12 protein-coding genes are annotated in these 12,058 nt (G+C 59.9%); 2 read left to right on the plus strand and 10 right to left on the minus strand.

Annotation, left to right across the window (positions count from 1 at the left end):
• Positions 1–66 precede the first annotated feature (66 nt).
• A complete protein-coding gene (locus tag FHT73_RS19490) occupies positions 67–573 on the minus strand; it encodes a hypothetical protein (protein ID WP_183714020.1) in 507 nt (168 codons plus the stop codon).
• Between the two features lie 166 nt (positions 574–739).
• Between FHT73_RS19490 and FHT73_RS19495 the strand changes: the two genes are divergently transcribed.
• A complete protein-coding gene (locus FHT73_RS19495) occupies positions 740–1,372 on the plus strand; it encodes a hypothetical protein (protein ID WP_183714023.1) in 633 nt (210 codons plus the stop codon).
• Positions 1,373–1,523: 151 nt separating this feature from the next.
• Here the strand turns inward: FHT73_RS19495 and FHT73_RS19500 are convergent, their stop codons facing one another.
• Positions 1,524–1,772, minus strand: a complete 249-nt coding sequence (locus FHT73_RS19500) for a hypothetical protein (RefSeq protein WP_112603861.1) — start codon at positions 1,770–1,772, stop codon at positions 1,524–1,526.
• A gap of 276 nt (positions 1,773–2,048) precedes the next feature.
• Between FHT73_RS19500 and FHT73_RS19505 the strand changes: the two genes are divergently transcribed.
• Positions 2,049–3,269 carry an ROK family transcriptional regulator gene (locus FHT73_RS19505; protein ID WP_112603863.1) on the plus strand — a complete coding sequence of 407 codons (1,221 nt, stop codon included), beginning with the start codon at positions 2,049–2,051 and terminating at the stop codon, positions 3,267–3,269.
• Between the two features lie 82 nt (positions 3,270–3,351).
• Here FHT73_RS19505 and FHT73_RS19510 read toward each other — a convergent pair whose 3' ends face one another.
• From FHT73_RS19510 to FHT73_RS19545, 8 genes are all read right to left on the minus strand, one after another.
• Positions 3,352–5,379: a beta-N-acetylhexosaminidase gene (locus tag FHT73_RS19510; protein WP_183714026.1), complete on the minus strand. Its 2,028-nt coding sequence runs from the start codon at positions 5,377–5,379 to the stop codon at positions 3,352–3,354.
• Positions 5,380–5,401: 22 nt separating this feature from the next.
• Positions 5,402–5,872, minus strand: coding sequence for a GNAT family N-acetyltransferase (locus FHT73_RS19515; RefSeq protein ID WP_112603865.1), 471 nt, complete (start codon positions 5,870–5,872; stop codon positions 5,402–5,404).
• Between the two features lie 12 nt (positions 5,873–5,884).
• The gene (locus FHT73_RS19520; RefSeq protein ID WP_112603866.1) at positions 5,885–6,811 is read right to left on the minus strand and encodes an ABC transporter ATP-binding protein; all 927 of its coding nucleotides are present in this window, start codon (positions 6,809–6,811) and stop codon (positions 5,885–5,887) included.
• A complete protein-coding gene (locus FHT73_RS19525; RefSeq protein ID WP_112411272.1) occupies positions 6,808–7,623 on the minus strand; it encodes an ABC transporter ATP-binding protein in 816 nt (271 codons plus the stop codon). The genes FHT73_RS19520 and FHT73_RS19525 overlap by 4 nt, the downstream gene beginning before the upstream one ends.
• Positions 7,620–8,522 (minus strand): ABC transporter permease, encoded by a 903-nt coding sequence (locus FHT73_RS19530; protein WP_183714029.1) that lies wholly within the window; start codon positions 8,520–8,522, stop codon positions 7,620–7,622. The genes FHT73_RS19525 and FHT73_RS19530 overlap by 4 nt, the downstream gene beginning before the upstream one ends.
• A complete protein-coding gene (locus FHT73_RS19535) occupies positions 8,519–9,502 on the minus strand; it encodes an ABC transporter permease (protein ID WP_183714032.1) in 984 nt (327 codons plus the stop codon). The genes FHT73_RS19530 and FHT73_RS19535 overlap by 4 nt, the downstream gene beginning before the upstream one ends.
• A gap of 22 nt (positions 9,503–9,524) precedes the next feature.
• Positions 9,525–11,213 (minus strand): ABC transporter substrate-binding protein, encoded by a 1,689-nt coding sequence (locus FHT73_RS19540; RefSeq protein ID WP_183714035.1) that lies wholly within the window; start codon positions 11,211–11,213, stop codon positions 9,525–9,527.
• A gap of 401 nt (positions 11,214–11,614) precedes the next feature.
• On the minus strand, positions 11,615–12,010 hold the full coding sequence (locus FHT73_RS19545) for a RidA family protein (protein ID WP_112411413.1): 396 nt from the start codon (positions 12,008–12,010) through the stop codon (positions 11,615–11,617).
• Positions 12,011–12,058: the final 48 nt, after the last annotated feature.

Here is a 12,058-nt window from a genome sequence, read left to right on the forward strand (position 1 = left end):
TCTGTTGAAACCGATCTAGCAAGGCGAGAATAGCCGGCGAAGTTTCTCCCCGTCGACACAAGAAAGCTATCTCCGCGGCCAAGCCAGCCTGCTCCAATTTGCAATATAGATCACGAATGCGATGAACATTCCCGATCCGATAAGATCGAGCCGATGCCGGCCGAAAAGGAAGAGGCCGAGAAGTGCCAAGCCGATCGAGGAGGCGATCAGGAAGAGAGAGGGGATTAGGCTTGTGATGGGCACCCCCGCCTCGCCTTCGGCTTCGACGCCATCGCCGGTCACGTGACTATTGAAGCCTGGGAACCTATTGCCGAGCCTGACCGTCACCTTGCCGCGTCTGGTGGCGAGCCTGCCCCTAACCTTCTTTCTCGAAGTCAGAAGCACGAGCACCATCGAGATGAGCATGCTGCCGAAGCCCCAGGAGAAAACCGTGCATGCTGCCATGGCGGTCGCGTTTGCGTAGGTCCGATAAAGGTGAAGTGCCAAGGCTCCCATCGCTATGGCAATGGCAAGAAACAAGGAACCGACAATCAGGAACGTGATCCTGCCGGACAATTGCTTTTCGCCTTCCACGCGACCTCCCATCGACATCAATCCGCTCAGATTGTCCAAACTAGGAGGATATCGACGATCTTCAAACACCGGTGCGACATTTGTCGAGTTTGGCCGTCTGCCGGATGACCTTTACGAAACCGCCAGCAGCCATAATTAGCTTCGGTGTCGGAGGATGGAGGTACCCATGAAGATTGCAAGATCCGCCTCGGCGGTAATCATCATCGGCTTATTTGCCATGAACGCCGAAGCCGCAGGGATCGATTGCGCAAAACCTGGTTCGACAGGTGACCAAATGATTTGTCGGGACAAATCGCTACTGGCCCGGGATGCGATGGTGAGCGATCTCTATGCTGCCGCGCTGAAGCACGACGATGCGGGCAAAATCCGGGAACAGCAACGGCACTGGATTACGACGCTACAGTCCTGCAGCGACGCTGAATGCATTCGACAGGCCTACGACGACCGGATCGCGTCTCTCCTGAGGACCAAGGGTGGTCGAAGCGCATCGGCGGATTTCCAGTCGAGCAGCGCCGACGGCAATGAGGGTCATCTCGCGATCTTCGGGCCGGTTGGGGGCTTCCTCGCGGTCTCGCTCGCCTCGACCTATGTTGGCCCGGGCGGCGCCGACGCGGGCGATGTCAATGCCGATGGCATCGACAGTGTCGTCCCGCTGACGAAGGAGCACGCTGAAATCACCAGAGACGCGTGCAAGATCGGCCTTGACCGTCTCGACGCAAGAACCTGGCGCGTATCACAGGCGGGTGTGTGCGATTTTGCGGATGGCGTGACCCTGCAAGGTACCTACCGCAAGGAATAATATGGTCCGAACTCGGTTGCCTACTGGGTGAAGCATAGCTCGCGAGACTGGAATATACCGATCGCCGGATCGACCTCGGTAGCGAGGCACTTTTTGACCCGGCCGCCAACGACGGCCGAAGCCTCTTGAGACAAGACAAAAAATTGGGCGATCAGCTGCCGGCGGCGTCGGAGGTGCACTTCTTGACGAAGCTGGTCTTTGCGGCGCCAGCAAGCTTCTTCGATGCTGCCTGGGTATCGCAGGCGGCTGCGGCGTCCTTCTCGCATTTCTTGGTAAAACTGGTCAAAGCGGCGCCTGCCAGCTTCTTGTCGGCGGCCTGGGCCTTGCATGTTGCATCCGCCGCCATCGCACCACCGGCAATGCAGGTCGAGATAATGGCGATTCCGAGCAGTCTGATCATCGAATTCCTCCGGGGCTTACCGCGGCAAAAGGCCGAGGTAACCAGACACTAACGCAATGTCAGCCGCAGTAAAGAGACGCGCGGATCATCTGTAGAAGAGAAAAAGCGCTATGCACTCGCGTTCAAACGGCGCAACCTCAATTGATCGCCGCTTGAACGCATCGGCAAAAGCATAGAAACTACATATAGACGCAGAAGCGGCATGCGGCCTCTCCTCCACGCCATGGCAAAGCGTGGCAAGCAACAACATAAAATAAAGTCATCTCCGGTCCTCCCATGAAGACAATTTCAGGCACGAATCTCGAACAGGCCAAATCGCATAATCGGCGTGTCGTGATCGAGGCCATTCGCACCAACGGGCCGATGTCGCGCGCAGCGATTGCGCGCGTGACAGCACTGACCACGCAGACGGTTTCGAATATCGTGGAGGAACTCGCGCGTTCGCACCTCCTCATCCCGATGGAGGCGCAGAAGATCGCCCGCGGCCAGCCCATCATCCCATACACCATCAATCCCATGGGGGCCTACTCCATCGGCCTCGAACTCGGCCGCCAGCGTGCGGCCGGGGTACTCACGGATCTTTCCGGCACGGTTTGCGCCCGCATTGACCGCCATGTCGACAGGCCGGGACCGACCGAGGCAATGCCGGTCTTTGCCGAGATCGTCAGGGATCTGCAGGAAACCTTTTCCTTCGATCACGCCCGGTTGCTGGGCGTCGGCATTGCCCTGCCCGGGCGCTACGCCGATGGCGGCGTCACATCGCTCAGCCCACTGAACCTGCCGGGCTGGCAGGATTTTCCCGTGGCCCGTGAACTCGAACGCCTGATCGGCCTGCCTGTGCTTGTCGAAAACGATGCCACAGCGGCGGCGATCGGCGAGCGGCTCCATGGTGTTGCCCGCGGCCTCGGAAGCTTCGTCTATCTCTTTCTGGCGGGTGACGGCGGCATCGGCGCCGGCATGTTCCTCGACGGCCACCTCTACAAGGGCAGCCGTGCCAATGCCGGCGAAATCGGCCACATCATCGTCGAGCCGCATGGCAGGCTTTGCACCTGCGGTAAGCGCGGCTGTCTCGACCGCTATGTCTCGCCATCCGTCGCCTACGAATGTCTGGAGATCGAGGATGCGCAGGAGCTGGACCCGGATGAACTGGATGCGATGATTGCGGCCAACAGCCGCGGCCTGGAGGTCTGGTTGGAACAGGCTGTGCAGCCGCTTCGACAGACGATCGATTTTCTCGAACTGGCCTTCGATCCGCAGACGATCGTGCTTGGCGGCAGCGCTCCCACATCCCTCATGATCGGACTGGCCGAGCGCGTGGAGCCGCTGTACACTCCAGTGAATCCGATGGAAAAGCGCACCATTCCCCGTTTGATGATCGGCGCCACCGGCAAGGATACCGCCATCCTCGGCGCGGCGGCCTTGCCCATTTTCTCGGAAACCAACCCTCAATTCGATGTGCTTCAGAAGCCGCTGACGCACCGCGCCGTCATAGGCTAGGCAAGCGGCTCGACCTGCGTTCTGGCAACCTTGCTCAGGCGCGACCCAGCTGGGTCGCGCCTGAGGGCCGTGCATCAAGCTGTCAAAATTGATGCAGGCCGTAAAGCAGCGGCATCGTGCCCGCGAGCGCCTTGAACCGCTCCCAGGATTTGGCCGAAGGCTTGGTCCAGCCGGTTTCCGCCAGCGCCGAAAGACGTGGGAAGACGAGCCGGTCGAAAACGGCGCGGTCGGTCATCGGTTCCGACCAGATGCAGGCCTGGATGCCGCGAAGCTTCTCCTTCTGCGCATCCGTCCAGCCGCCGACGGGATCGAAGGTGTAGATCTTCTCCGCATCAGAATAGCCGGCCCAACTGCCGCCCGGCTCGTCCCAGTCCGGGCGCATCGCCATGTCGAGATAATAGACCTGGCCAGGGCAGACGACGATCTCGTAGCCACGTCCAGCGAGCTCAGCCGCCACTTCGACGTTGCGCCAGCTGCAGAGATAGCTCTTGTCCTTGTCGATCCTATCACCATGCGCCGCCTCTTCCCAACCGCCAGTTATGCAGCCCTTCGAGGCAAGAAACGCCTGGATGCGCTCCAGGAATTCGGCCTGCAGGATAGCAGCACCCGAGCCGTGAATATCGTCGGCCCCGTGCGTGTTGGTGATGACGTTCAGGCGCTTGGCATGGGCGTCCGCTAACTCGTCGCCGGCCAGTTCGCGGAGACGGGCAAGCGCCTCCGGGGAGCCGGACCAAGCGCCAAGCGGCACTTCATCGGCGCCGATATGGATCGTCTTGAACGGGAAGAGTTCGATCAGTTCGGAAAGGATGGTCTCGATGACCTCATAAGTCTTCTCTCGCGCCGGATTGACGCAATTGTCCGGGAAGCCTTGCACCGAATAATAGCTGCCGACCTCGTTCGGATCGCGAAGCTCCGGGATTGCCTGCTGCATCGCATAGCAATGGCCGGGCATATCGATCTCGGGCAGGATCTCGATTCCGAAGCCCTTGGCGTAAGCGACGATCTCGCGCACGGCCGCCTTGGTATAATAGCCGCCGGTGCGAGCCGGGCTGGAGCCGAGAAGCGGCGGCAACGGCAGTCCGTGGCCCCGCCATGCGCCGATCTCCGTCAATGCCGGATAGGCATCGATCTCGACGCGCCAGGATTCGTCGTCCGATAGGTGCCAATGGAAGCGATTGAGCTTGTTCCAGGCAAGAACCGCCATCAGCTTCTTGATTTCAGCCGTGCCGTAGAATTGGCGCGAGACGTCGAGATGCAGGCCGCGCCAGCTCATGGACGGCTCGTCGACGATCTCGCCGGCGGCCGGGAAATGGAAAGCCTGTGGATGCAGGCGTGCCCCGCGCCAGATCTGGCCGATGGTGACGAGGCCATAGACGAAGCCGGTCTGGGTGCTCGCCTCGACAGTGACGCTCTCCGAGGCAAACTCCAGCCTATAGGCTTCGGGGCCTAGACCTTCCGTTTGACGCAGCACCACCGTTGCAGCGCCTTCCGCCTCGGCGCGGACAAGTCCCTCGGCCGCGAAAAGATGCTCTACGAGAGCCGTGAAGCTTGCAGCCGCCGCCTGTGCTTCTGGTGTCGTCGCCTTCAGCGCAAAGCCTGCCGGCAGCGGACGGCGCGACGAAACCGCAACGCGGTTCGGCCAGGGAATGATCGCCAGTGGAACGGGAGGATTGGCCGGAACGAGATAGATTTCGGCGCCGCGCTTCAAAGGCGCATTGCTTGACGATGTGCGCGTCGGCTCAGTGGCAAGGGATACGGCAGTTCCATCGGAAAGTGCCAGATAAGCACTGGTGGCACCATCCGTCCAGTGACGGAAGGGCCAGCTCAAAGCATGAACCGTAATGGTCCATGTCTCACCACCAGCCAGTATGAAGCCTTCCGGCGGCTGGAATTCGGTGAAATTGGACAGCCGTTTCGTGACCGTTGCGCCCTCGACGATGCCGGCGGGATCGACGCGGCCGGGGCCGCTGACACAGAGCGCGAAGCCGGAAAGCGGCTCTGATGACAAGTTCTTCAGCCGCAGGACATAGGAAAATTCCTTATCGCCCGTCGGCGGGTTCCAGGTTGTTTCAAGCCGCAGAGCCAGGGATCGCGGTGTCGACATGAGCATTCTCTCTTCTTAAAGGGTTCGTTCAAAGCTTGAGCATGCCGGCATAAATGCCGGGTGCTGAATTGGGGATCTGGATCGCGCCGACCGTCTTCTCGTAGAATTCCGACGGGCCGACATCGCCGATGACCGTATAGGCGTAGCCCATGGCCTTCTGGTCGTTGAGGCAGGCAAACAGCAGCGCGCGCCCGATGCCGAGGCCGCGAACGCTTTCGTCGACGCCGGTCGGGCCGAAGAAGCCGCGTGCCGTCGCCTCGTGGCAGGCAAAGCCAACAAGCTCCCGATTGCGCGTGGCGATAAAGCATGTCAGCGGCTGGCGGGTCATTGCGACCGTCGTCTCGCTTGCCCAGCCCTGGCTGAAATGTTCCGCCACCCAACCGGTGATAACACGCAGTTCCGGCGGCAGTGCGCGCCTTATGGTAACGCCCGCCTTCGCCATGCGCTCGGCCGATTGCATGTCGATCGGCAGGGTCGATAGATTGACCAGGTAGTCCAAGGGGAATTCCTCCTAATTCGATGCGACGAGCGCACGCATGAAATGATTGGGGCCGACCTCCTCGACCACTGTCGAGACCGGCCGGCTGAGCGCGCGGATCTTCTCCGCCTGTTCGAGGAAGCGGGCACTGCCGCCGGTCACGAACCTACGGCCACCATCCGGCACAGCAGAAAGCAAAAGCTGCGTATAGGGGTGCTTTGGACTGGCGAGGACGGCATCGGTCTCGCCCCACTCGACCATCTGGCCGGCAAACATCACCACGATCTCCTCCGCAACATGGGCAGCCGTTGCGATATCATGGGTGATGTAGAGCATGGCGAGATCGTTTTCCCGTTTTACCCGTGCCAGCAGATCGAGAATGTCCTTGCGGATCGAGACGTCGAGCATCGAAGTCGGCTCGTCGGCCACCAGTACGCTCGGAGAAACCGCAAGCGCTCGGGCAATATTGACGCGCTGGCGCTGACCGCCGGAGAGTTCGTGCGGAAACTTCTGCCGCGTCACCGCAGGATCGAGCCCGACACTCTCGAGCAGCTTCGCGATATCCTCCTCTCGCTCGGCCTTGGGCTTGTCTCCACCGTGCAACTGCAGTGGCCTTGCGATGTGATGATTGATCGTGAAGGCCGGATTGAGCGAGGAGAACGGATCCTGAAACACCATCTGCACATCCTTGCGGTACATCCGCTCGTCTTTGCTCGCCCCTCGCGCCGTGCGATCCTGTCCGCGAAAGAGGAGCCGGCCGGCAGTTGGCTTGTCGAGGCGGGCAATGATGCGGGCGCAGGTGGTCTTGCCGCAGCCGGATTCGCCGACCAATGCCAGTGCCTTTCCCGCGAATAGTGAAAAGGAAACGCTTTTCAACGCGTGCACGGGGCCGAAATGGCGCTGGATATCATCGAGCCGGATGACGGGTTCTGCAGTCACAGCCTGTATCTGCGGTTTCATGCGAAAACTCCGAGAGGATGGGCGCTGACCGGAAGCTGTGGAATGGCATTCCAAAGCTTGCGCGTGTACTCATGAACGGGCGACTGGCTGACCTGAGTGACATCACCGACCTCGACCAGTTCGCCCCTCAGCATGACGCCGATACGGTGGCATAGCTGCGCCATCAGATGCAGGTCATGGGTGATGAACAGCACCGAGAAGCCATAGGTCTGCTGCAGGTCGAGAACCTGTTCGAGAATCTCACGCTGCACGACGACATCGAGCGCTGTTGTCGGTTCGTCCATGATGATGAGTTCAGGACGTAGCGCCAGGCAGATGGCGATGACGATGCGCTGGCGCATGCCACCGGAAAACTGGTGCGGGTAATCGCCGACGCGATGCGGGGGAATGCCGACCAGCTTGAACATTTCTTCGGCCCGCGCACGCGATTCCTGACGCGTGCATCCGGTGTGGCGACGCAAGACGTCGTGGAATTGTGCCTCCACCCGCATCAGCGGATTGAGAGAATTCATAGCGCTCTGGAATACCATGCCGATGCGCTTCCAGCGGATCTTCTGCAGCTCGCCTTCCGGCATCTTGAGCAGATCCTGCCCGTCGAGCCGAATGCTTCCGCCGCTGATCCAGGCCGGAGCCTTGGAGAGCCGAGTGATCGCATAGGCGATCGTGCTCTTGCCGCAGCCGGATTCGCCGGCAAGACCGAAGATTTCGCCGCGGCCGATATTGAAGGATACATCCTTCACCGCGCGGAAATCGCCCTTGTCGAGCAGATAGTCGATATTAAGATGTTCGATCTCAAGCAGATTGCCGCTCATTGCTCGGTCCTCATCATGCGGTTGCGAGCGCGTGTCAGGCGGAACCAGCGGGTCAAGGCCGGGCCGGAACGCAATTGCGGATTGGCGATTTCATCGAAGGTGAAGTTGATCAGCGCAAGACCAAGCCCCGTCAGCGCGATGCCGATAGCCGGTATGCCGATATCCCACCAGGCGCCAACCATGATGGCCGAGGCATTCTGAGCGTTGTAAAGCATGGTGCCCCAAGTAACCTTCAGCGGATCGCCGAAGCCGAGATATTCGAGCGTGGTCTGGGCAACGATCGCGTAGATGATGCTGCCGACCAGGTTGATGCCGATGAGCGGCGTCAGGTTCGGCAGGATCTCGACGAAGATGATGCGCCAGGCGGGCTCGCCGATCATCTTGGCGGCGGTGACGAAATCGCGGTTGCGTAGCGCCATCGTCTGGGAACGCGTCATGCGCGCGCCCCATGGCCAGGACGTCATGGCGATGATGGTCATGATCGTTATCGGCCCGACTGTGCCGGCAAAGGAAGCAAGCAGGATGAGGAGCGGCATGTTCGGGATGACCAGCACGGCATTCGTGGCAAGGTCGAGTGCCGCATCGGTCTTGCCGCCGGTATAGCCGGCGATGAGGCCGATGGCGGTGCCGAGCACGGTAATGGCGATGCCCGTGGCGAAGCCGACCGAAAGCGAGCTTCTGGCGCCCCAGACGAATTGCTTGTAGACGTCGCGGCCCATCTTCGTCGTGCCGAAGACATGCTCGACGGATGGTGGCTGATGCGAGCGACCGACACGGGCGCCTGGTTCGCCCGGCGCGATGACCGGCGCGAAGATCGCCATCAGGCATAGCGCTGCGATGATGACGAAACCGACAAGCGCCTTCTTCTGGCTGAAAATGGATCGGAAGGAGAAGCTCATCGGCCTGCCTCTCTCAATCGCGGGTCAACGAGACCGTAGATGATGTCGACGAGGAAATTGGCGCCGAGCGTTGCGAGCGTCATCAGCAGCAACTGCCCCTGGATGACGGGATAGTCGCGCGCCACACTGGCGGTAAACAACGTCAGCCCAACACCCGGATAATTAAAGACGATCTCGGTAACGATCGAGCCGCCGAAGACGGCGCCGAGTATCAGCGCCAGATTGGTGAGAACCGGCAGAAGCGCGTTACGCGCGCCATAGCCGAACATGACGGCGAGATTGCTCAGCCCCTTGGCGCGGCCCATCGTCACGTAATCCTCGCCAAGCACGACGATCATCGAAGAACGCATAGTGGTCTGGAACTCACCGATCAGGAATGGTGACAGCGTCAGCACCGGCAGGATCGCGTGCATAAACACGCTGCCGAAGAAGGTAAAATTGAAGCCCGGATCGAGGTTGGGATCATAGGCATATCCCACGGGAAACCAGCGCAACGATACGGCGAAGACGAACAGGGTCGTGAGCGCCACGATGACGGGCGGTATCGAAAACAGGATGACCGCGAAGGGCGATACGACCGTATCGAACCGACCGCCCCGCCTCCAGGCCGCGATGGCGCCGAGCACGACACCGACACACAGCGAAAATATGATCGCGGTGACTACCAGGAAGATGGTCCAGAGCGTCGCCCGGCTTAGCACCTGGACTACCGTCTGCGGATAGTATTTGACCGAAACGCCGAGATCGAAAGTGGCAAGGCCTTTAAGGTAATCGAGGAACTGCATCATGATCGGCTGATCGATCTCGCCGAAACGGGCCTTGATCGCCTCGACTGCCGCGGGCGTGGCCCGCGGCCCGAGTTGGGCGACCATGGCATCGACGGGGCTCCCCGGCATAAGCCGGGGAAGAATGAAGTTCACGACGATCGCGAAGGCCAATGCCACCGCGTAGACGCCGAGGCGCCGGCTCGAAACACGCATGTCTGCTTCCTTCGCTGTGGCCTTATTGGACCGGCTTCACACGCAGAAGATGCATGAGGCGCATGCGGTTGTTATCGTGGTTTTCCGGATTCATCACCGGATCCTTGTCCGTGACCCAACCGGTGAAACGCTTGCTGGAATACTGATACCAGGTCGGGCCGTTGAAGACGGGAACGACCGGGAAATCGTCGGCGATCAGAACCTGGATATCGTTGAAGATCTTCTTGTGATCATCATCGGAAGACGACTTCAGATACTGATCGAAGAGCGCATCGAGCTTCGGGTTGGAGTAGCGTGGCGCGGCGACGGTGAGCTTACCGGCATAGGCCGTCGACAGGCTCTGATAATAGCCCTGGAACGGCGTCGCGCTATCGGCGCGCGAGTTCATGACGACATCGAAGCTGCCATCGAGAAGCTGCTTGCGCCACTGCTCGTATTCCGGCGTGGCGACGGAGGCATTGATACCTACGGCGCGAAGCCCTTCGACGGCGATCTGCACGGCATCGATCCAGTCGGTCCAGCCGTTCGGCACGATGACCGCGAAGGTGATCGGCTTGCCGCTCGGCGTGGTGCGGAAGCCATCCCCGCCCTTCTTGTAGCCGGCGCCATCCAGGATCTTGTTTGCCTTGTCGGTATCGAAACCCATGAAGGCGTCCTTGTCGCCTTCGGCAGCCTTGTTGCGCCAGCTTTCGAAGCGCGGCGGCAGGCCGCTGGCATGGAGGTTGACGACCGGATAACCGAAGCCGGCAATATCGACCATCGATTTGCGGTCCATCGCGAGGCTGAACGCATGGCGGAAGTTGAGATCCTTGAATGCCTCGAAATTACCGACACTCGAAGATTTGAAGTTCATCTCGAAGGCAACGGTTTCCGCCGGCGGCTGCCAGTAACCATTATGCTGTGGGTCGAGCGCGACGAAAGTCTTGTCGATCTGCGGCAGGAACGAGCCGATCCAGTCCACGGTGCCTTCCGGCAGCAGCGCCAGCATCTGGTCGTTGCCCGAAATCTGCGGCAGGCGCAGGCAATCGACGTGCAGCGACGCCGCATCCCAGTAGTTCGGATTGCGGCACTGCTCGTAGACCTGCGGGGTAAAGCGGCGAACCTCGGTCATCGGGCCGGAGCCGACGGGCTTCTCGTTCTTGAAGGCGACCGGATCGGCCACGTCCTTCCAGATATGCTCGGGCACGACGGCGAGATCGGCGAGGGATTCCGGGAATTCGGAATTCACGGCCTTGAGCTTGATCGTCACCTCTGTCGGCGACGGTGCTTCGACGGAGGCGACTGTCTGGCCGACACCAACGGTGTCGACAGCCGGGTTCTTCAGCATCAGGTCGATCGTGTATTTCACGTCGGCCGACGTCAGCGGCTGACCGTCCGACCATTTCACGCCGGGGCGCAGTTCGTACGTAATCGACTTGAGATCGTCGGAAAACTTGTAGCTGGTCGCGAGACGCCAGACCGGCTTGCCGCCGTCATTGGCGTTGAAGATGACCAACGGCTCGTAGATGAAATCCATCGTGCTCTGGCGACGACCGGCCAGATCGAAAGGATTGAAGTTGCTGACCCAGCTGGTCTGCTCCTCGATGTGCATCGTCAGCACGGATTCCGCAGATGCCATGCCTGCACCGAACGCCAGTGAAGCGCCAAGCGCCGCCGCTGCCAGTGATGTCCGATAAAATAGATTGCGCAATGACTTTTTCCTCATTCTCATTTCCAGCCCCTCTTGCTGTTTGTGAGTAGTCAATCAAATTGATTTAATATCGAGTTTCAGAGCTCGTCAATCGCTGATTGGAAATCAACAGGCATCGATTTTAAGATTTGGAAGATTGCCGCTGATGTCGGCACGCAAGCCCCCGCTACCGGAAATTGCGTGGGGATATCGCGAGAGCTGTGTCCTGGTGGCAGCAGAGCGAGCCGCGACTACAGGGGCCCCAATCGGGAAAAAAAGCGTGCGCTTATCCAAAATCCCGAAGCAGACAGCGCGCCTGTTTTGGGATTGAAGAGCAGATATTGGAGAAACTGATTATTAAATTGCGTCACCATAAATGGACGCGAGATCAATTGCGATGCAGCCCTTGCCGCACCGCAATCGAGGCAAAAAACAGCGCTCGGTCAGTCGAGCGGTTTGTAGGCGATGACGTCCATTTCCACCTTCACATCGACCATCATTGGCGACTGAACGGTCGAACGGGCTGGCGGATGATCGATGAAATGCTTTTCGAATACCGCATTGAAGCTCGAGAAATCACGAGCGTCATCCAGCCACACATTGACCTTCACCACATGCTCGAGCGTGCAATCGGCAAGAGCAAGGACATCCTTGATATTGGCAATGACCTGCTCGGTCTGCGTGACGATATTGCCCGTAACGATTTCGCCGTTGATGGTCGGAACCTGGCCCGAAACGTACACGAAATCGCCTGCCCTGACGGCCTTGGCGAAAGGGCGACGCTGGCCGCCGGCCTGATTGTCGGCGACGTCGAAACGGATCAGCTTGTTCTTGCTCATGATATCCTCAGTCTTACCCCGTTGCTGAAAGTCGCAGTCGCCGTCATT

This window comes from Rhizobium sp. BK098 (assembly GCF_014193155.1).
Lineage (GTDB): Bacteria > Pseudomonadota > Alphaproteobacteria > Rhizobiales > Rhizobiaceae > Rhizobium.

Coding starts and splice junctions, on each gene's coding strand:
- FHT73_RS19495 (WP_183714023.1), top strand. CDS start 740: ATGAAGATTGCAAGATCCGCCTCGGCGGTAATCATCATCGGCTTATTT.
- FHT73_RS19500 (WP_112603861.1), bottom strand. CDS start 1,772: ATGATCAGACTGCTCGGAATCGCCATTATCTCGACCTGCATTGCCGGT.
- FHT73_RS19505 (WP_112603863.1), top strand. CDS start 2,049: ATGAAGACAATTTCAGGCACGAATCTCGAACAGGCCAAATCGCATAAT.
- FHT73_RS19510 (WP_183714026.1), bottom strand. CDS start 5,379: ATGCTCATGTCGACACCGCGATCCCTGGCTCTGCGGCTTGAAACAACC.
- FHT73_RS19520 (WP_112603866.1), bottom strand. CDS start 6,811: ATGAAACCGCAGATACAGGCTGTGACTGCAGAACCCGTCATCCGGCTC.
- FHT73_RS19525 (WP_112411272.1), bottom strand. CDS start 7,623: ATGAGCGGCAATCTGCTTGAGATCGAACATCTTAATATCGACTATCTG.
- FHT73_RS19530 (WP_183714029.1), bottom strand. CDS start 8,522: ATGAGCTTCTCCTTCCGATCCATTTTCAGCCAGAAGAAGGCGCTTGTC.
- FHT73_RS19535 (WP_183714032.1), bottom strand. CDS start 9,502: ATGCGTGTTTCGAGCCGGCGCCTCGGCGTCTACGCGGTGGCATTGGCC.
- FHT73_RS19540 (WP_183714035.1), bottom strand. CDS start 11,213: ATGAGAATGAGGAAAAAGTCATTGCGCAATCTATTTTATCGGACATCA.
- FHT73_RS19545 (WP_112411413.1), bottom strand. CDS start 12,010: ATGAGCAAGAACAAGCTGATCCGTTTCGACGTCGCCGACAATCAGGCC.